This is a genomic window from Agrobacterium vitis, assembly GCF_013426735.1.
Taxonomy (GTDB): domain Bacteria; phylum Pseudomonadota; class Alphaproteobacteria; order Rhizobiales; family Rhizobiaceae; genus Allorhizobium; species Allorhizobium vitis_D.
Map to the genome: position 1 here is coordinate 565209 of NZ_AP023272.1, position 17982 is coordinate 583190.

At 58.9% G+C, this 17982-nt stretch carries 19 protein-coding genes; 6 read left to right on the forward strand and 13 right to left on the reverse strand.

The features are described from left to right. The first annotated feature begins 166 nt into the window (after nt 1–166). Entirely contained in the window at nt 167–1186 is a 1020-nt protein-coding gene (locus tag H1Y61_RS02530; protein ID WP_180573626.1) for a glycosyltransferase family protein, read from the forward strand. Here H1Y61_RS02530 and H1Y61_RS02535 read toward each other — a convergent pair. From H1Y61_RS02535 to rplS, 7 genes are all read right to left on the reverse strand, one after another. Next, nucleotides 1183–2007 (reverse strand): amino acid ABC transporter permease, encoded by an 825-nt coding sequence (locus H1Y61_RS02535; protein WP_087729556.1) that lies wholly within the window; start codon nt 2005–2007, stop codon nt 1183–1185. The two genes, H1Y61_RS02530 and H1Y61_RS02535, sit on opposite strands and share 4 nt — an antisense overlap. A 17-nt stretch (nt 2008–2024) precedes the next feature. Continuing rightward, nucleotides 2025–2822: a transporter substrate-binding domain-containing protein gene (locus H1Y61_RS02540; protein WP_180573627.1), complete on the reverse strand. Its 798-nt coding sequence runs from the start codon at nt 2820–2822 to the stop codon at nt 2025–2027. Nucleotides 2823–2926: 104 nt separating this feature from the next. Next, nucleotides 2927–3805: a copper homeostasis membrane protein CopD gene (copD, locus tag H1Y61_RS02545; protein WP_180573628.1), complete on the reverse strand. Its 879-nt coding sequence runs from the start codon at nt 3803–3805 to the stop codon at nt 2927–2929. Next, on the reverse strand, nt 3802–4179 hold the full coding sequence (copC, locus tag H1Y61_RS02550; protein ID WP_081355241.1) for a copper homeostasis periplasmic binding protein CopC: 378 nt from the start codon (nt 4177–4179) through the stop codon (nt 3802–3804). The genes copD and copC overlap by 4 nt, the downstream gene beginning before the upstream one ends. A gap of 64 nt (nt 4180–4243) precedes the next feature. Further along, nucleotides 4244–5656 (reverse strand): PepSY-associated TM helix domain-containing protein, encoded by a 1413-nt coding sequence (locus H1Y61_RS02555; RefSeq protein WP_180573629.1) that lies wholly within the window; start codon nt 5654–5656, stop codon nt 4244–4246. Nucleotides 5657–5894: 238 nt separating this feature from the next. After that, nucleotides 5895–6251 carry a hypothetical protein gene (locus H1Y61_RS02560; RefSeq protein WP_234903405.1) on the reverse strand — a complete coding sequence of 119 codons (357 nt, stop codon included), beginning with the start codon at nt 6249–6251 and terminating at the stop codon, nt 5895–5897. 249 nt (nt 6252–6500) lie between these two features. Beyond that, nucleotides 6501–7043, reverse strand: a complete 543-nt coding sequence (rplS, locus tag H1Y61_RS02565) for a 50S ribosomal protein L19 (RefSeq protein ID WP_070153199.1) — start codon at nt 7041–7043, stop codon at nt 6501–6503. Nucleotides 7044–7833: 790 nt separating this feature from the next. Here rplS and H1Y61_RS02570 point away from each other — a divergent pair. Further along, nucleotides 7834–8577 (forward strand): sulfite exporter TauE/SafE family protein, encoded by a 744-nt coding sequence (locus tag H1Y61_RS02570; RefSeq protein WP_174112020.1) that lies wholly within the window; start codon nt 7834–7836, stop codon nt 8575–8577. Here the strand turns inward: H1Y61_RS02570 and trmD are convergent. From trmD to H1Y61_RS02600, 6 genes are all read right to left on the reverse strand, one after another. Further along, a complete protein-coding gene (gene trmD / locus H1Y61_RS02575; RefSeq protein ID WP_174112019.1) occupies nt 8559–9278 on the reverse strand; it encodes a tRNA (guanosine(37)-N1)-methyltransferase TrmD in 720 nt (239 codons plus the stop codon). The two genes, H1Y61_RS02570 and trmD, sit on opposite strands and share 19 nt — an antisense overlap. 1 nt (nt 9279) lies before the next feature. Continuing rightward, nucleotides 9280–9852: a ribosome maturation factor RimM gene (gene rimM / locus H1Y61_RS02580; RefSeq protein WP_041697211.1), complete on the reverse strand. Its 573-nt coding sequence runs from the start codon at nt 9850–9852 to the stop codon at nt 9280–9282. A gap of 124 nt (nt 9853–9976) precedes the next feature. After that, on the reverse strand, nt 9977–10348 hold the full coding sequence (rpsP, locus tag H1Y61_RS02585) for a 30S ribosomal protein S16 (RefSeq protein WP_015917458.1): 372 nt from the start codon (nt 10346–10348) through the stop codon (nt 9977–9979). Between the two features lie 64 nt (nt 10349–10412). Continuing rightward, on the reverse strand, nt 10413–10745 hold the full coding sequence (locus H1Y61_RS02590; RefSeq protein WP_015917457.1) for a chorismate mutase: 333 nt from the start codon (nt 10743–10745) through the stop codon (nt 10413–10415). A 12-nt stretch (nt 10746–10757) separates the two neighbouring features. Next, a complete protein-coding gene (ffh, locus tag H1Y61_RS02595) occupies nt 10758–12338 on the reverse strand; it encodes a signal recognition particle protein (protein ID WP_180573630.1) in 1581 nt (526 codons plus the stop codon). Nucleotides 12339–12600: 262 nt separating this feature from the next. Further along, entirely contained in the window at nt 12601–13194 is a 594-nt protein-coding gene (locus H1Y61_RS02600; protein ID WP_180573631.1) for a hypothetical protein, read from the reverse strand. A gap of 93 nt (nt 13195–13287) precedes the next feature. Between H1Y61_RS02600 and H1Y61_RS02605 the strand changes: the two genes are divergently transcribed. The 4 genes from H1Y61_RS02605 to ftsY all read left to right on the forward strand — a co-directional run bounded on the left by H1Y61_RS02605 (nt 13288) and on the right by ftsY (nt 17924). Next, nucleotides 13288–14283, forward strand: a complete 996-nt coding sequence (locus H1Y61_RS02605) for an MBL fold metallo-hydrolase (protein ID WP_180573632.1) — start codon at nt 13288–13290, stop codon at nt 14281–14283. A gap of 71 nt (nt 14284–14354) precedes the next feature. Then, nucleotides 14355–15266, forward strand: coding sequence for a diaminopimelate epimerase (gene dapF / locus H1Y61_RS02610; RefSeq protein WP_180573633.1), 912 nt, complete (start codon nt 14355–14357; stop codon nt 15264–15266). Next, on the forward strand, nt 15263–16537 hold the full coding sequence (gene mtaB / locus H1Y61_RS02615) for a tRNA (N(6)-L-threonylcarbamoyladenosine(37)-C(2))-methylthiotransferase MtaB (protein WP_180573634.1): 1275 nt from the start codon (nt 15263–15265) through the stop codon (nt 16535–16537). Before dapF ends, mtaB begins: the two co-directional genes overlap by 4 nt. A 22-nt stretch (nt 16538–16559) precedes the next feature. Continuing rightward, nucleotides 16560–17924, forward strand: a complete 1365-nt coding sequence (gene ftsY, locus H1Y61_RS02620; protein ID WP_180573635.1) for a signal recognition particle-docking protein FtsY — start codon at nt 16560–16562, stop codon at nt 17922–17924. Nucleotides 17925–17982 lie beyond the last annotated feature (58 nt).

The following is a 17982-nucleotide window of genomic DNA, read 5'->3' on the forward strand; positions in this document are numbered from 1 at the left end:
CATGCTTGCAGCATCGGACTGCAAAGGGGCAGCTAGTTTTCTGCATGGTGCGGCGTACAAGCCATCCAGCCTGGGGAAACACTGCTTCTCTAATACCGAGGCATCAAGAATGCTGATGCATTCTCTCCTTTAAAAATTCTGCTGCCCTGTTTTCGGAAAACCCTGCATGTCCCAGCTTTCAATTGTTGTTCCCAGCCGCCGATCGCTGGATCAGGGCCGATTTTCCCTGGAAAGTGCGTTGATTTATGCGGAAAAGCTGGATGCCGTGCTGATCGTGTCCGACAATTCCGGCGATCCGGCCAAGGCGAAATGGCTGCAAAGCCTCGGCGCGCGCGTCCGTTACCTGCATTCCACTGCAGAAGATGCCGTCGCCAATCTGGTCAACGCGCTCAATCATGTGGAAACGCCGTTTCTGATGCCGTTTGCCGATGATGACGCGATCTATGTTCTCGACGGCTTGCCGGTAGCGGATCTCTCCTCCTTGCCGCAGGATGTGATCGGTGTGCGACCGCAAACGATGATATGGCGCGACGATGCGGGTGTGGCCGATGTGGTCACGACCAATCTGGATGCGGAGACGCCATCGGGGCGGATACAGCAGTATGTCAATAAGACCGGTGGCAATAATGCGCTTTATTACAGCATTTTTCGCACTAGGCTATTTACAGGGGTCCTGAAGACTTTCAATGCGCATCATCCGACGCGGGGCGCCTATTGCGACTGGAGTTTCGTCGCTACGTTTCTGTGTTGTGGCAAGGTGTTGTATGATCCGACTTTGATCTATTGCTATGATCTCGGGCAATGGAAGTCTGCCGCAGGTTTGGACACTTCGTTTGACAAGCTGCTGTTGCAAGTCGGTCTGCCGGAAACGGCGCGCTATTATCATGAATTTCTGTTGTTTCTGGATATGCATAGCCTGTTTGGCTGGCGCGACCTTCCTTTGGCCGCCGCCGACCGTGCTGATGCGATCAGCGCCAATATCCGGTTCAATTTGCAGGTATTCTGCAACCGGGTGGCCCGCCAGCCGGATCTTTATCCGCAAGAGGTCAAGGATGCGGTGGCAGCGCTTGGCACTATCGCCGATCCGGAAACACTCTTTGCGACGATCCTGCCGGTGGCCGACAGTCTGAGGCCCGGTCTTGCCGAGGAGTATCGCCGGTATAGAGCTATGATTAGCGACGTTTAGGTTCGCTGGCCATCGCGGGACCGCATCCGTTTTTCCAAGCGCCGCAGGATGAGCGACAGGCCGATGGTGAGGATCAGATAAATATAGGCGACAATGGAATAGGTCTCGAAAAACCGGAAGGACCCGGAGGCATAAATCTTTCCTGCCTGGCTGATATCGGCGACGCCCAGCACTGAGACCAGCGATGAATCCTTGACCATGGCGACGAAATCATTGGAGAGCGGTGGGAAAATAACCCGGATGGCCTGGGGCAGAACCACCAGTCGAAACCGCTGCGTGCGGTTCAGTCCCAGCGATTTGGCGGCCTCGATCTGTCCCTTGTCGATGGATTCGATGCCGGCTCTGAAGATTTCGGCGATGAAGGCCGAATAACCGATGCAAAGCGCAAAAATCGCCCGCCACATCAGCGAGACATCGCGCACTTGAAGCGGTTCCAGCCAGCCGGTGGAAACAAGCGGGGTGGTGAGGGTATTATAGAGAGCAACGAAGCCGGGCGCGCCGACGAAGGCCACGTAAAACAGCAGGACCAGGACCGGAATGCCCCTGACGATCTCGATATAGAATCGCGCGGCCTGACGCAGCACGATGCTATCGGCCATGCCCGCCAGCGCAATCAGCAGGCCAAGCATGGAGGCGAGCGCAAAACCGGTCAGCGTCACGAAAACGGTGACGCCGATACCGCGTGAGACGGTTTCGAACACCTGGCTGTAGAGGTCGTTGACGGCGATGGTGATGGCCAGCGCTAGCGCCAGCAGGCCAAGCGCCACCAGCCACCAGGGGAAATCCTGCTTGCTACCGTTCGGAAGGGTCTGAAAGGCCATGGAAAGACGCCTGGCCGTCAATCACCCAGCTTGTAGTCGAGGAACCATTTCTTGTTCAAGGCGTCGAACGTGCCATCGGCCTTCAGGGCAGCGATGGCGGCATTGACCGGCTTGACCAGATCCGAACCCTTTGGAAAGATGAAGCCGAAATCTTCCGTACCCAGCGGTTCGCCGATGATTTTCAAGGCGCCAGCGGAGGCATCGACATAGCCTTTGCCAGCGGTGCTGTCGGTCAGAACCAGATCGACATCGCCGGTTTTTAGGGCCTGCACGGTCGCGCCAAAGGTTTCGAACAGTTTGATACGTGGGTTCTGTTCGTTGCCGTCAAGCACTTCATAGACGGCGGTGTAGAACGGGCTTGTCCCGGGTTGCGCGCCAATCAGGCCCTTTTCGAAGGCCTTGAAGCTCTTGGCGTCGGTGAAACGGGCTTCATCGCCGCGCACCAGCATCAATTGCTGCGAGCGCATATAAGGATCGGAAAAATCGACCTTTTCCTTACGGTCTTCCTTGATGGTGATGCCGGTCATGCCGATATTGTACTGGCCGTCGGACACCGCCTGGATCATCGCGTCCCAGGAGGTGTTCTGATATTCGACCTTGACATTCAGCCGCTTGGCGATCTCGTTCATGGCGTCATATTCCCAACCTATCGCCTTGCCGCTCTTCGGGTCGACGAATTGCAGTGGCGGATAGGCATTTTCCGTGACGACGACAACGGTCTTGCCACCCAGATCCGGCAGGTCGGCGGCAATAGCGGCGAAGGGGGCAAGGAAAAGCGCGGAAAGACCGGCAAGGATGGCGCGGCGCAAAGACATGAAATATCTCCTGGATCGGGTTGGCAAGACACTGTCACAGGTGATCCATGCATTTCAAGGGATTACAGCATGACCTCTGTCTTGGGAGCGTTGCAATTGCGTCGTTATCCAGGCGGCATCGTTCCAAAGGCGGATACCAGTGCCACGGCGATCAGGCCAAGCGCGCATTCCGCCAGCGTGCCAATCTTGATGGCCCGTACGGCCTGAACCGGGCTTCGATGCAGTTGCGGCACGAAAACATAACGGTTGACGACGGCAATCGTCACCATCGCAGCGACGGCGGCGATCTTCAGGGCCAGCCATTGTTGATAGGGTGCCGCTATGTCGAGCGATAGGCCGATGATTAGCCAGACATTCAGCGTCCCGCTGAGCAGCGTCAGTGCTACGGCGACATGACCGATGGTGGAAAACCGCATCAACGCAGTCAGGGCCGGTGTCCGGGTTCGAGGATCCTGTATGGCGTTTAATAGCAACAGAACGGGCGGTAAGGCACCAAGCCACAAGCTGGCGGATAGCAGATGCAGGCTATGATTGGCGCGGTGCAGCAGGCCGATCAAGCCTCCTTGCGCCACCGCATGGCCGCTGAGGCTAAGGCTCATCAACAGAGGCGCACCCAGCAGCGTCATGACGGGGCCACGATGGCGGGGAAAGGCATAATAGCTCATGAGTAGAAGCAGGCCGAACCCAGCCTGAAGCCCAAACGCCCTGCCGCTTTGCGTGGCTTCCAGCAGATCAATCATCAAGGACGGTGTAATGCTCTGCCAGCCATCGCCGAGCATGGCACTCTGGGCGACGATCTTGCCAGTTCCGGCTATTGCCAGCAACCAGAGGGCAGGCTGATAAAACCGGGCAAGGTGCTGGGCGATGCCTGCCGAAAGGTTTTTCGGCACGGCGAGCCACACGAAACCATGCGCGCCCCAGAGGAGGAGCGCGCAGGCGTCGAACACCAGGCGGCAGAGGATGTTGGCCTGTTCGGGTGTCACGGCTTGACGGTAAAGCTGGTCGTACCGTTGGACTTATGACCATCGACCGACAGAACATGCCATTCGACACTATAGGCACCGGGGGCAAGCGGCTCACTGAGCGGAACGCTCAGGCCCTTGCCGTCCTTGCTGACCACGGCTTCACCGGTTTTGATCTTCTGCTGCTGCGGGCCGGTGATATCGACGCCGGAAAATTTTGGCTCAAGCCCTTCGGTAAAGCTGAGGTCGATGGTTTTCGGAGCGCTGGCAATGGTCGCCTTGTCCGCCGGGGCGACGGTGGCCAGATGAGCGTGGGCGAAGGCTTGGCCTGCCAGGGCCAGGGCGCCGAAGAGGGCAAATGTGGCCAGTGTTCTGGATGTGACAGTCATGATCATGTCCTTTGGTTTTGGGTGGGATGGATTGCTGGCGGCTTTCGATGCGCCGCCTTTGAGTGTCGGTTTAGCTCAATGCCCTTTTCAACGGCCTGATCCGGCGGATCAGCACCATATCGAGTAGGAGTACAGCCAGCAGCGCCGCGCCCGTCAGCGGAAACAACAGGGAGGTGAACAGCATGACGATCGCTCCGGTTTTCCAGAGGCGCATGTCGGATGGATAGGCGGGGGCCATCAGCCGTGACGCGCCTTTCGGACGGCGTATCCACCACATGACGATGCCGCTGACGCTGAGGAAAATCACTGCCAGACAGTAAACGGTGACCAGTGCCAGATTCCACAGGCCAATCGTGCCCATGTGAAAGGAAACGCCGACCGCCATGGCCTTGCCAGCCAGACCATAGTTTTCATATTTGATATCGGCCAGCACCTTGCCGCTATAGCGGTCGATATGCACGGTGCGGTCCAATAGGGGATTGGTGCTGTCATTGCTCATCGTATCGCGCGAAATACTCCAGACGCCGGTTTCGTCCTTGGGGAAATTCAGCTGGAAGCGATGATCGAAGCCGATGGCGCGGGCATAGGCAATGACATTGTCCAGCGTCACGGCCTTCCCATCTGGCAGTCCGGCGTGACCGGCATGAGATCCGGACATCGGCATCGGTGCCTGTTCCAATGTCCACGGTACATCCTTGATGCTGCCATGGTTCATGGCGGCATGGGTGGCGTCGGACAGCGGGGCATCGCTCCATTTGCCAATCGGGAAAGTGCTCCAGGCCTGGGTGAATTTTTCGCCCCAGACGCCCGCCCAGCTCAAGCCCGAGACCAGAAAGACCAGAAGCAGGAGCGAGGCATAAAAGCCGATGGTGCGGTGCAGGGATTTCCAAAGCTGGCGGCCTCTGTCGGTAAAACGGGGAACCAGCAGCTGCGAGAACCGCTCGCCCTGGCGCGGCCACCACATGTAAAGCCCGGTGATGATCAGCACCACGCCGAAACCGGCGGCGATTTCAATCAGCCGGTCACCGAGCGTGCCGATCAACAGGTCGCTGTGAATGCTATCGGCCAGGTCGTAGAGCGCGCTGCGGCGGTTCCATTGGCCCAGCACCTGCGCGTCATAGGGATTGACGGCGACCATCATGGATTGTTGGCCCCGGTTGACCCGGAAAGCCGCGACACTCTGCGGCGTGGCTGGCGCGATATATTGAGCGATAACCCCGCCTGGAACGGTGGCTAGTGCGGCGTCTGCCTGTTGCGACACAAGCGTCTGGGCCGCCATGGGGGTGACGGTGAAAGCCTTTTCTCCGTCGCGTCCGATCAGGGTGGCGCTCCACATCATGATCAGCCCGGTCACGGCCAGCACGATCAGGAAAGGAGCGACGTAGAGCCCGGCATAGAAATGCCAGCGCCAGGCGGCAAAATAAAATCCTCTGGTTGAGACTGCTACCGGCTTTTCGACCGGCAGGGATGTGATGGTGGACATGGTTGAAACCTTGGAAGGATGCCTGATGGCTTGGCTTGCTGGACATGCAACGGGCGGACCTGAAACCGCATGTGATCCGGCAAAGCCCGCAGGGCCATAGGCATGAAATCTGATAGAGCTGAGCGTCAGTCGAAGGAAAAACCCTGTTTGACCAAACCCTGCTGCCGGTGGTGGCCATGCGTTCCTCGCCCTGCTGCAAGAGAGGCAGGGCGCATCAGAAGCATGGCCGGATCAGATGTTAGCCAAGGGGTGGCGCGCGGGGCGCGCTATTGGGGGGAAAAATCCGGGCGATAACCGGTTCTTCTACAGGCGGACTTGCCGTTTCAAGACTGGCTCGGGCCGCCACGCCAATCGTATCCGCAGGCATGGGCAGCAGGATGGAGGCACCGATACGGCAGGCTTCGCAGCCGCTTTGGGATAGATGCCCGTGCGTTTTGCCGTGATCCTCAGGTGTAAAGGAGGTTTGGCTGGAGATGCACAGGACCGGTAGCGAACCATCCGGCAGGGTATAGGCGGCAAACTCCGTTGGGATTTGCTGTGCTGCAAAGGCCTGAGGGGCTTTATGGGCAAAGCCAATGGCGATAACAGCGATCATGCACCAGACGTGCACCGCCATTCGCCATGTCATCCGCCTTGCGCGCATCCGTTTTCCCTTGATCGTGTCGGCTCTTGCCGAACCGCCACTGTTCGACCAGCAGTAAGGGGGAGTTTGCAATGTTTCAAGGTCATTGTCTGGCAACGGCCCTGCGTCGCGTGGCCGCAGGGTTGCGCCTGTGCTAAATGAGCGGACGGCAACAAAAAAGGCGGCCCGAAGACCGCCTTTTTCAGAAAGACTATGCTAGACTTATTCAGCCGAACCTTCGGCAGCCTTTGCTGCTTCGGCTTCAGCGGCGGCAGCCTTTTCAGCGGCTTCTGCTGCGGCCTTTTCAGCGGCGAGAGCCTGTGCTGCTGCAACCTTTTCGGCTTCCAGGCGGGCCTTTTCCTCGGCCAGTGCTGCACGCTCGGAATCGTTCAGCTTGCGGGCGCGGGTGCCTGTGTTTTCAACGATACGAGCGGATTTGCCGCGACGGTCGCGCAGGTAGTAAAGCTTGGCGCGACGAACCTTACCGCGACGGACCACTTCGACGCTTTCGACCAGCGGCGAATAGACCGGGAAAACGCGCTCGACGCCTTCGCCGTAGGAAATCTTGCGAACGGTGAAGCTTTCGTTGATGCTGCCGCCAGAGCGGGCAATGCAAACGCCTTCATAGGCCTGTACGCGGGTACGGTTGCCTTCCGTGACGCGGACGTTGACGCGCAGCGTATCGCCAGGAGAAAATTCCGGCAGGGTGCGCTTGGCTTCGATCTTGGCGGCCTGTTCGGCTTCCAGCTGCTGAATGATGTTCATCGGTTTAACCTTTTCAAGTTCTTCTGAAACAGCCAGAGCGCTCATCACTCATCCCTGGGTCATAGCCTCGGAATGACGCCTTGCGGCGGGAGCGGTTTCGCAGTTCTTTGTTTTCGGTCTTTTCAGTCTCGTCTACGGGAGTAAACCCGTTTCTGGGCCTGCCCATATACCAATAGGTCCGGCTTGTCATCCCTTGTCAGGCGAATTTTTGCTCGCGCCTCCGCTTGTATGGAGAATGGCTATGCGCCATAGGACGAAAGATCAATATCGTTGCATTATGGGATTGATATTTTAGGCAGCTTAATCTGTTTTTGAACCGCTATCATTTGGTGAAAAATGCGAAATTTGGTTTTGGTGTTATTTTGCATGTCATTGGCAAGTTGTGCGTCAGTAAAGACTGCTTGGGTTGACTCTTCTGGAAAACACGGATCTGGCTCTATTACTGGTGGGGCTGTTAATGTATCCAACGGCAAATTTCTTATCGTTGATCGAGGCATCTCCTGCACCGGTTCCTTTCCGAATTGGGCAGATTACACAGTAGTGTTTCCTGTAATTTGCACAGATGGACGTAAGGGTACGGCTTCTATGACCCGTCCGACGGCAGTTTCGACTTCTGTTCTTGCTGGAGAGGGGACGGTAAGATTTTCGGATGGCGAAAACAGAAGTTTCATCTTTGGACCGTAGGATTTAGTCACGATTGCAAACCCCCCGTAGAGAATCCGCCAAGTTTTTTAGCATGGTTCCGCAAGGAAATTGAGGCGCTGGGACAGCGAAAAGGTAACCGGGATTCATGTCGATCGAAATCATCAGTCTGATGTTTGTCGCCGGGTTTTTCTCGGCAGTGGTCAATGCCATTGCCGGTGGCGGCACGTTTCTGACCTTCGGGGTGCTGACTTTGGCGGGCCTGCCATCGGTCACGGCCAATGCGACCTCTTCCATCATCCAGTTTCCCGGCTATATCACCTCGACGCTCGCCTATCGGCGTGAAATCGCTGCCCATTGGAAAAGTGCTGCACTGCTGTCGTTCATCTCAGCTGTTGGTTCGCTGGTCGGCGCGTTGATCCTGATCTCCCTCTCCAATCCCACCTTTAGCCGCCTGGTGCCTTGGCTGTTGCTGATGGCAACGCTGGTGTTTGCACTTGGCCCCCGGCTGAGGCGCAAGGCTGATCAGCAGCACCCCGCCAACCTGCTCGGATTGCTACTGCAAGGCGTCACCTCCGTCTATGGCGGATTTTTCGGGGCGGGCATGGGCATTATGATGCTGGCCTCCCTGCAATTTGCCAGTGGCGGAGATTACCACCACCTGAACGCGCTGAAGAACCTGCTGGCCATCGTCATCGCCGCCATTGCCATCCTGGTGTTTGCAACGGCTGGCGCAGTGTCGTGGCTGCATGCGGGCATCATGCTGCCTGCGGCGGCATTGGGGGGCTATGCTGGCGTGCACATGGCCAAACGTGCGCCGCAGACATTGCTGCGCTGGCTGGTGATCGCCGCTGGCCTATCGCTGGCGATCTATTACTTTTTTAAAGGCTGATTGGCCTGGGGTTGATTTGCTGAGGGCTGAGAAAGCAAATCGGGGCGCCGCTCGCGGGTCAGATTTATAGATTGCTCCTGGCGCCAGGCCTCGATGGCACCGTGATTGCCCGAGGTCAGCACCGATGGGATCTCGCGGCCCTCAAAGACTTGCGGGCGGGTATAATGCGGATGTTCCAGCAATCCGCCCTCGAAGCTTTCATGCAGGCCGGATAGGTCATTGCCCATCACGCCTGGGATGATGCGCACCACGGCATCCAGAAGCGTCAGGGCCGCTGGCTCTCCGCCTGAGAGAATATAATCGCCGATGGAGACTTCCTCCAGATTGCGGGCCTCGATGACCCGCTGGTCGACACCCTCAAACCGTCCGCAGACGATCACCACGCCGCTACCGCCAGCGATTTCGCGGACCCGTTTCTGGGTGAGCGGCCTGCCCCGTGGGCTCATCAGCAGGCGGGGGCGGTCATCGTTTCCCAGACTGTCTATGGCTTTGGCCAACACATCCGGCTTCAGCACCATGCCTGCACCGCCGCCTGCAGGCGTATCATCGACGCTACGGTGCTTGTCACTGGCAAAGTCCCGGATCTGCACCGCATCCATGGCCCATTGGCCGCGCTCCAGCGCCCGGCCTGCCAGCGACACGCCAAGATGCCCCGGAAACATCTCCGGGTAGAGCGTCAGCACCGTTGCCTGAAAGGTCATATCAGCGGCCGCCGCTCTTCGGCTTGCCATCGGCGCTGAACGGTTCTTCGCTCCCGTCGTCCTTCAGGCCTGCTGCTTCCGGGTCGATCAACAGCTTGCCTTCCTCCAGATCGATTTGCAGCACGGCAGCCTCGGAAAATGGCACAAGAACGGGGCGCTTGCCCGGTCCTTTTACTTCCAGCAGATCGCCTGCGCCGAAATCGAATACCGCCGTCACGGTGCCGTAGCTATTGCCTTCGGCATCCACCACCGCCAGACCCTCCAGGTCGGCATAGTAGAATTCGTCATCATCAAGTTCTTCATCGGGCAGCGCACTGCGCTCGATAAACAGTTCCAGCCCGTTCAAGGCCTCGGCGGCATTGCGGTCATTGACGCCGCGAAAGCGCACCACGACAACGGTTTTCGCCTCACGAATATCCAGCACCTCAAAGACCCGGCCATCTCCGGCATGCAGTTTGCCGTAATCGCCAAGCGCCATCGGATCGGCGGTGAAGGACTTCACTCGCACTTCGCCACGGAGGCCCTGGGCGGCACCGATAACGGCCATCAGCACGGGATTTTCAAGCTTGGTCATGGCGGATGAAGGTCCTTGGCGACAGTCGGGGGCTGTTTGAAAATGGGTAGACGCGGAGGAAGAATAAACGACAAACGGGCGACATGAAACCATGCCGCCCGTCGGTCAAATCATTTCAAACCGATTATTCAGCGGCTTCGGCAGTGGCAGCAGCCAGGGCATCAGCCTTCTGCTTCTTTTCAGCCAGACGCTCGACAGCGCGCTTGCCGGGCTTTGCCTTTTCAGGGTTGCTGCGGGCTGCGCGTTCAGCCAGGCCAGCTTCTGCGAGGAACTTCAGAACGCGGTCGGTCGGCTGTGCGCCCTTGGCAATCCATTCCTTGATACGGTCGGCGTTCAGTTCAACGCGCTTTTCATTGTCCTTGCCGAGCATCGGGTTCCAGGAACCAACCTTTTCCAGGAAACGGCCATCGCGTGGGCTGCGGGCGTCGGCGATGACGATCTGGTAGTAAGGACGCTTCTTGGAACCGCCACGGGCGAGACGAATCTTGAGGGACATGGGTATACTCCTTGGTTTTTAACCGGCGCGGTCTGTTGCGTCCGGTCTGTTGTTGAGGCCGCCGTCAGGCGGTCTGTTCCGTTTGACTGCTATGTTCAGCCGCAATGGCTTCATGATGCCGAATGACTTCCTTGATGATGAAATTCAGGAAAGTCTCGGCAAAATCCGGGTCGAGCTGGGCGTCCTTGGCAAGCTGCCGCAAACGTTCGATCTGGTATTCCTCCCGCGCCGGATCGGCGGCTGGAAGGTCGTATTTGGCTTTCAGCACGCCGACTGCCTGTGTGCAGCGGAAGCGTTCGGCCAGCATATGCACCAGTGCCGCGTCGATATTGTCAATCGACTGGCGGTAACCGGCAAGTTCCTGTCTGATGGCGGTATCAAACACGGGAAGGGACATCGGCAGCTATCCTCACTTCTTCTTTGGGAGACCGGGAAGGCCTGGGAAGCCTCCACCAAGACCGGGCAATTTTCCACCACCCAGGCCGGGAAGCCCGCCACCCATTCCACCTGCCAAGCCACCAAGGCCCGGCGGCGGCTTGATACCGGCGGCTTCAGCCTGGCGCGCCAGCGCTTCCAGCTGCTTGGGGTCCATGGAGCTAAGATCCGGCATGCCACCCATCCCGCCCATTCCACCCATGCCCATCTTGCCGACCAGACCGCCCATCAGCTGCTTCATCATGCCGCCGCCCTTCTTGCCGCCCATCATTTTCATCATGTCGGCCATCTGGCGATGCATTTTCAAAAGCTTGTTGATCTCGGACGCATCGGTGCCGGAGCCCTTGGCAATGCGCTTCTTGCGGGAATGCTTGAGAATGTCGGGATTGGTGCGCTCGGCCTTGGTCATCGACGAGATGATGGCGATCTGGCGACCGAACATCTTGTCGTCCATGCCTGAGGCGGCCATCTTGTCCTTCATTCCGGCCATGCCGGGCATCAGGCCCATAATGCCGCCCATGCCGCCCATTTTCTGCATTTGGCGCAGCTGGTCGGCGAGGTCGTCGAGGTCGAACTTGCCCTTGGCCATCTTGGCGGCCATGGCGGCGGCCTTTTCGGCGTCAATATTTTCAGCGGCCTTTTCGACCAGCGAAACGATATCGCCCATGCCGAGAATACGGTCGGCGATCCGGCGCGGATGAAATTCATCCAGCTCGGTCATCTTTTCGCCGACGCCGATCAGCTTGATCGGCTTGCCGGTGACGGCGCGCATGGACAGGGCAGCGCCCCCACGGCCATCGCCGTCCATACGGGTCAGGACCAGGCCGGTAATGCCGACGCGCTCATCGAAATTGCGGGCGAGATTAACGGCGTCCTGACCGGTCAGCGCATCGGCAACCAGCAGAATTTCGTGCGGCTTGGCATTCTTCTTGATGTCGGCCATTTCGACCATCAAGGGCTCGTCGATATGGGTACGGCCTGCGGTGTCGAGAATGACCACGTCATGGCCGCCGAGCTTGGCCGCCTGCACGGCGCGACTAGCAATATCGGTTGGCGACTGGCCGGCAATGATTGGCAGCGTATCGACGCCGGTCTGCACGCCCAATTGCCGCAATTGTTCCTGGGCGGCTGGACGGCGGGTGTCCAGCGAGGCCATCAGGACCTTTTTGCGATCGCGGTCGGTCAACCGCTTGGCGATCTTGCCGGTCGTCGTGGTCTTGCCCGAGCCCTGGAGACCGACCATCATGATGACAACCGGGGCCGGTGCGTGCAGGTCGATGGAGACGCCCTCAGCGCCCAGCATGTCCACCAGCTCGTCATGGACGATCTTGACGACCATCTGGCCGGGCTTGATGGCTTTCAAAACGGCGGCGCCAACCGCCTTTTCCCGCACCTTGTCGGTGAAGCTGCGCACCACTTCCAAGGCGACGTCGGCTTCCAGCAGGGCGCGGCGAACCTCCCGCAGGGCGGCGGAAACATCGGCTTCCGACAACGCGCCACGGCCGGTCAGTCCATTCAAGATGGAGCCAAGGCGGTCCTGCAGGTTCTCAAACATCGCATCATCCTCATGGGTTGGGTTGCCCCAAACCTCGGGTTTTCCTGTGCCGAAAACAAGACGCAAAGCCAAAAATCACCCGAGGGCGCATCGCGCTGTCGGGTGTTGACCTCCGGGAACTCTTTATACCTTTACGGGTCCCGGTCGGCGGCTCGGAGTCATGTCTCGTCGCAGATTTGGGAGCGGTAAACAGCAAAATGCCGCAGGAGTCAAGAATGCTTTGCCTTGAGCCGTGCGGATGAGGGCTTCGCGAGGGTATGCCTCACGGTTTTGCATAACCCTTGCTGTATTCTTCTTCATAGAAGGCCAGCCTGTCGTGCCACTGCATGATCGACTGGCCATCGCCACCGGCATTTGCCTGGGTTGCGAGCTTTTGAACCCATTGTCCGGCTTCCTGCGAGAATTCGTAGACGGTAAGGCCGTATTCCCTGAGAACCTTCTGCGGGTCGATGCCGAATTTGACAGCCGCTTGCAGGTGGCCTTGAACTCTCGCATAGTCTTCAAAGGTCGCCAGCTTGCCTTTCTGTGCCACCTGCATCGGGGCCTTGGCAAATCGACCGCTGTTGGGATTGGCAAATGCCTCGCCATAGAGGCGGGAGAATTCGCGTTGCGGGTCGGGCGATTCTTTCCATGCCTTGGCAAAGCCAGCATCGACCTCCTGAAATTGCGTTTCGGTCACGCCCAGTATGTTCTCAACCTCGCTTTTGTCCATATTGTTGGCGATACGGGCATTGGCGGCTGCCCATTCTTCAAAGGTCACGCTGTGAATGGGGGCGGGGATATCTTGCGCCGATGTCGGCGGGGCAAAAACAAAAGCCCAGGACGTAATCAGTACCGCTATTTTTATCAAATACATCCATATGTCCTATTTGCCAAAAAACGGTTGTAATCCATATCTAGGTGATCGTGGCTTTCTGGGAAGTCATCGATTTTAACAATTGAAGATGTCATGACAAAAAATCCCTATTATCGCGGTCCCGTTTCCGACCATTTTGATGGAACCCGTTTTTTCAATCCTGGCGGTATCGCGCCCTTCGGCTTTAACTCCGTGATGCGCTGGAAGCTCAATGGGCAGCGTGCTCGCTGGCCCAAGCAGGTCGAGTTGCCGGAAGGGCAGGCTCGGCCTCTGCCGCGTGTCGAGGGCAAAGATCTGCGGGTGACGATGATCGGCCATGCCTCGATGCTGATCCAGGTTGGCGGGCTTAATATTCTGACCGATCCCGTCTGGTCCGAACGGGCTAGCCCGGTGGCATTTGCCGGACCGAAGCGAGCGATCGCTCCGGGAATTCGGCTGAACGACCTTCCGCCCATTGATGTGGTGCTGATCACCCATAATCATTACGACCATCTCGACGGAAAGACGCTGGCGCGCCTGCATCACGCATTTGCGCCGCATTTCGTCACGCCATTGGGCAATGATGTCACCATTCGGCGTGCCGTGCCTCTGGCCCATGTCAGCGTGCTGGATTGGGGTCAGCATCTGGCGGTTAGCGCCGATACCCGTGTCACCGCAGAACCCTGCCATCACTGGTCGGCGCGCGGGGCAAGGGACCGGCGCATGGCGCTGTGGGCTGCTTTTGTGCTCGAAACGCCTGCCGGCAAGATCTACCATATCGGCGATACCGGCTTTCACGATGGCATCAATTACCGGGCTGCGGCCCGGAAATATGGAGGGTTCCGGCTGGCTAACCTGCCAATTGGCGCCTATGAGCCGCGCTGGTTCATGCGCGGCCAGCATCAGAATCCGCAGGAAGCGGTGGAGGGGTTTACGCTCTGCAATGCTTCCTTTGCTGTCGGCCATCATTTCGGAACGTTCCAACTGACCGACGAGCCGATCACGGCGCCGGTGGACCATCTGGCCGCCGCGTTGGAAGCGGCGGGCATTGCGCCCGAACGGTTCCGGCCTTTGCGGGCTGGCCAGGTGTTTGATGTGCCTGCCGGTTGACCCCCGCTGCCACTGGTAATTCCAGTGAAATTGCGCCATATAGTGCTCAACAACCGCAGGACAGGAAGGCTATGGGCAATCGGGTCGAATTCGCGAAGATGAACGGGCTTGGCAACAAGATCCTTGTCGTCGACATGCGCGGTCGCACCGACCGGGTCACGCCGCAGGCGGCCATTGCGCTGGCGGGTGACACTGAAACCCATTTCGACCAGATCATGGCGATCCATGATCCCAAGCTGGCCGGTACCTTTGCCTATATCGATATTATCAATTGCGATGGCACGCTGGCGCAGGCCTGTGGCAACGGTACGCGCTGCGTGGTGCAGGCGCTGTCGGCGGAAACCGGCCTGAAGGCTTTCACCTTCCAGACGCTGGCCGGTATTCTCAATGCTGTCGAGCATGAAGACGGCTCGGTGTCTGTCGATATGGGTGCGCCGGTGTTTGACTGGAACCGCATCCCGCTGTCGGAAGAGTTTCACGATACCAGCCGGATCGAATTGCAGATCGGGCCGATCGATGCGCCGGTGCTGCATTCGCCTGCGGTGATGTCGATGGGCAATCCACATGCGGTATTCTGGGTGGACCGCGATCCGATGTCCTATGATCTGGAACGGTTCGGACCGCTGCTCGAAAACCATCCGTTGTTTCCCGAAAAGGCCAATATTACCTTGGCGCAGGTGACCTCGAAAACCACGATGACCACCCGCACCTGGGAGCGCGGCGCTGGGCTGACGCTGGCCTGCGGTTCCGCCGCCTGCGCCGCGGGGGTTTCCGCTGCGCGCACCGGGCGCACCGAGCGCAAGGTGACGATCACCGTCGCCTCCAGCCCCAACCGCCAGGCCCTCGACATCGAATGGCGCGAGCGGGACGGGCATGTGATCATGACCGGTGCTGCAGAATGGGAATGGGCTGGACAGCTCGATCCGCAGACCGGCGCCTGGCAGCGTGAGCAGCAGGCGCACCACGAGGCCTCGGTCTCGTGAGCGACATCGACGTCATCACCTTCGGCTGCCGTCTCAATACCTACGAATCGGAAGTGATGAAGGCGGAGGCCGAAAAGGCGGGCCTTGATCAGGCCATTCTGGTCAATACCTGTGCGGTGACGGGCGAGGCGGTGCGTCAGGCCCGCCAAGCCATTCGCCGGGCTCGGCGTGAAAACCCGCAAGCGCGGATTATCGTCACCGGCTGTGCCGCCCAGACCGATGCCGCAGGCTTTGCCGCCATGCCGGAAGTGGATCTGGTGCTGGGCAATGAGGAAAAGCTGAAGGCCGAACATTACCGCGCCTTGCCGGATTTCGGCGTGGCAGCGGCGGAAAAGCTGCGCGTCAACGACATCATGAGCGTGACGGAGACCGCGCCGCAGATGGTCAGCCATATCGATGGCCATGTGCGCGGCTTCCTTCAGGTGCAGAACGGCTGCGACCATCGCTGCACCTTCTGTATCATCCCCTATGGACGCGGCAATTCGCGCTCCGTGCCGATGGGGGCCGTGGTGGAGCAGGCCCGTAAGCTGGTGGAAAACGGCTACCGCGAAGTGGTGCTGACCGGCGTGGATGCCACCAGCTACGGCGCTGATCTGCCCGGCCAGCCCAGCCTTGGCCTGCTGGCAAAGACGCTGTTGAAACAGGTGCCGGAGATCCTGCGCCTGCGACTGTCCTCCATCGATAGTATCGAGGTTGACCGACACTTGCTTGACCTGATCGCCGAAGAGCCGCGCTTCATGCCGCATCTGCATCTGTCGTTGCAGCATGGTGACGACATGATTCTGAAGCGGATGAAGCGCCGTCATTCAAGGGCGGATGCCTTAGGGTTTGCGACACAGGTCCGCGCCCTGCGGCCTGATTTCAGCTTCGGTGCTGATATGATTGCCGGGTTCCCGACTGAAACCGAGGAGATGGCGGAAAATTCCGCTCGTCTGGCGCAAGAGATCGGCATCGCCCATCTGCATGTGTTTCCCTATAGCCCACGGCCCGGCACACCGGCCGCCCGGATGCCGCAACTGGACCGCGCCCTGGTGAAAGCCCGTGCGGCCAGCCTTCGTGCGGTTGCCGAACAGCTGCATCATGCCCATCTTGAACACATGGTCGGCTCACAGCAAAAGCTGCTGGTGGAGCGCAACGAAATGGCGCATACGCAGGACTTCACCCTCGTGGCCGCTCCGGGCCATCTGCCGGGTGCCCTTGTGGATGCGGTGATCGGCGGTCACAATGGGCGTCACCTGATTATTGAACAGACAGCCGCCGCTGCGGCCTGAACGTCGAAAAGCAAAGAACATCATGGCGCTTGGATTCATCAAAAAAGTCTTCACCTTTGGCAAGGACAAGCCAAGCGAAACAGGTGTCGATGCCGGGCTTTCCGCCGAGGAAAAAGCTGCCATTGCCGCCGAGAGCGAGCCACATGACCGTGTGGAGCAATTGCCGCTGGCTGAAGATCCTGTTCTCGCCGAGGAGGTCGATACGGCGGGCGGGCCTTCCGGTGATCTGACTGAGGATCAGGCTGATGAAGACGATGTGACGGCGGATGATCTGAGCCTCCTGCCGCTTTCTCTTCTGGAAGCCGAAGACGCTGCTCAAGAACACGCATCTGACGCGACGCCGTCTTTCGACGAGTTGCTCGACGAGGCGGAAGGTGCTGCGCCCGGCACCGAAATCGCGCTGCCCAGGGGCTTTTCGACCGTGATCGAGCCTGAGCCCGAGCCGGAAACGCCTGAGGTGAAGCAGAGCTGGTTCCAGCGGCTGAAAGCCGGGCTGTTTCGCACCTCCTCGCAGCTCACCGGCCAGATCTCAGCGCTGTTCACCAAGCGCAAGCTGGACGAGGAGACACTGGAAGAGCTTGAAGATCTGCTGATCCAGGCCGATCTCGGCGTCGAGACTGCCATGCGTGTCACTGGCACTCTGTCGTCCGAGCGCTATGGCAAGGATGTGACCGGCGAGGACGTAACGCGGATCATGGCGGCCGAAATCGTCAAGGTGTTGAAGCCGGTGGCCAAGCCGCTGGCACTGGATCTCAATCACAAGCCGCATGTCATTCTCGTCGTCGGTGTCAACGGCACGGGCAAGACCACGACCATCGGCAAGCTGGCCGCCAAACTGTCCGGCTCCGGGCTGAAAGTCATGCTGGCGGCGGGCGATACCTTTCGTGCGGCGGCCATCGAGCAGTTGAAAATCTGGGCGGATCGCACCGGCTCGACCTTTATCGGCACCAAGCTTGGTGCGGACGCGGCGGGGCTGGCCTATGATGCTTTTGAAAAGGCCAAGGCTGAGAAATCCGACGTGCTGATTATCGATACCGCCGGTCGCTTGCAGAACAAGACCGAGTTGATGGATGAGCTGGAAAAGATCGTCCGGGTTCTCTCCAAGCTCGACCCGGATGCGCCGCATACGGTGTTGCAGACGCTGGATGCCACCACCGGCCAGAACGCCATGAACCAGGTGGAAATTTTCCGCAATGTCGCCGGTGTTAACGGCCTGATCATGACCAAGCTGGATGGCACAGCGCGCGGCGGTATTCTGGTCGCCATCGCCGCCAAGCACAAATTGCCGGTCTATTTCATTGGCGTTGGCGAAGGCGTGGATGATCTCGAACCCTTCGAGGCCGAGGATTTTGCCCGCGCCATTGCCGGTTTTGGCCCCTCAGGCTAAAGCACCCACCTTTAAATTCGACGCAATTTCACGTTAATCACCGTATTGAGCCCGAAGA

Excerpts from the sequence above, each read along its gene's own strand:
- H1Y61_RS02530 (WP_180573626.1), top strand. The coding sequence starts at position 167 with ATGTCCCAGCTTTCAATTGTTGTTCCCAGCCGCCGATCGCTGGATCAG.
- H1Y61_RS02535 (WP_087729556.1), bottom strand. The coding sequence starts at position 2,007 with ATGGCCTTTCAGACCCTTCCGAACGGTAGCAAGCAGGATTTCCCCTGG.
- H1Y61_RS02540 (WP_180573627.1), bottom strand. The coding sequence starts at position 2,822 with ATGTCTTTGCGCCGCGCCATCCTTGCCGGTCTTTCCGCGCTTTTCCTT.
- copC (WP_081355241.1), bottom strand. The coding sequence starts at position 4,179 with ATGATCATGACTGTCACATCCAGAACACTGGCCACATTTGCCCTCTTC.
- H1Y61_RS02555 (WP_180573629.1), bottom strand. The coding sequence starts at position 5,656 with ATGTCCACCATCACATCCCTGCCGGTCGAAAAGCCGGTAGCAGTCTCA.
- H1Y61_RS02560 (WP_234903405.1), bottom strand. The coding sequence starts at position 6,251 with ATGATCGCTGTTATCGCCATTGGCTTTGCCCATAAAGCCCCTCAGGCC.
- rplS (WP_070153199.1), bottom strand. The coding sequence starts at position 7,043 with ATGAACATCATTCAGCAGCTGGAAGCCGAACAGGCCGCCAAGATCGAA.
- H1Y61_RS02570 (WP_174112020.1), top strand. The coding sequence starts at position 7,834 with ATGTCGATCGAAATCATCAGTCTGATGTTTGTCGCCGGGTTTTTCTCG.
- trmD (WP_174112019.1), bottom strand. The coding sequence starts at position 9,278 with ATGACCTTTCAGGCAACGGTGCTGACGCTCTACCCGGAGATGTTTCCG.
- rimM (WP_041697211.1), bottom strand. The coding sequence starts at position 9,852 with ATGACCAAGCTTGAAAATCCCGTGCTGATGGCCGTTATCGGTGCCGCC.
- rpsP (WP_015917458.1), bottom strand. The coding sequence starts at position 10,348 with ATGTCCCTCAAGATTCGTCTCGCCCGTGGCGGTTCCAAGAAGCGTCCT.
- H1Y61_RS02590 (WP_015917457.1), bottom strand. The coding sequence starts at position 10,745 with ATGTCCCTTCCCGTGTTTGATACCGCCATCAGACAGGAACTTGCCGGT.
- ffh (WP_180573630.1), bottom strand. The coding sequence starts at position 12,338 with ATGTTTGAGAACCTGCAGGACCGCCTTGGCTCCATCTTGAATGGACTG.
- H1Y61_RS02600 (WP_180573631.1), bottom strand. The coding sequence starts at position 13,194 with ATGTATTTGATAAAAATAGCGGTACTGATTACGTCCTGGGCTTTTGTT.
- H1Y61_RS02605 (WP_180573632.1), top strand. The coding sequence starts at position 13,288 with ATGACAAAAAATCCCTATTATCGCGGTCCCGTTTCCGACCATTTTGAT.
- dapF (WP_180573633.1), top strand. The coding sequence starts at position 14,355 with ATGGGCAATCGGGTCGAATTCGCGAAGATGAACGGGCTTGGCAACAAG.
- ftsY (WP_180573635.1), top strand. The coding sequence starts at position 16,560 with ATGGCGCTTGGATTCATCAAAAAAGTCTTCACCTTTGGCAAGGACAAG.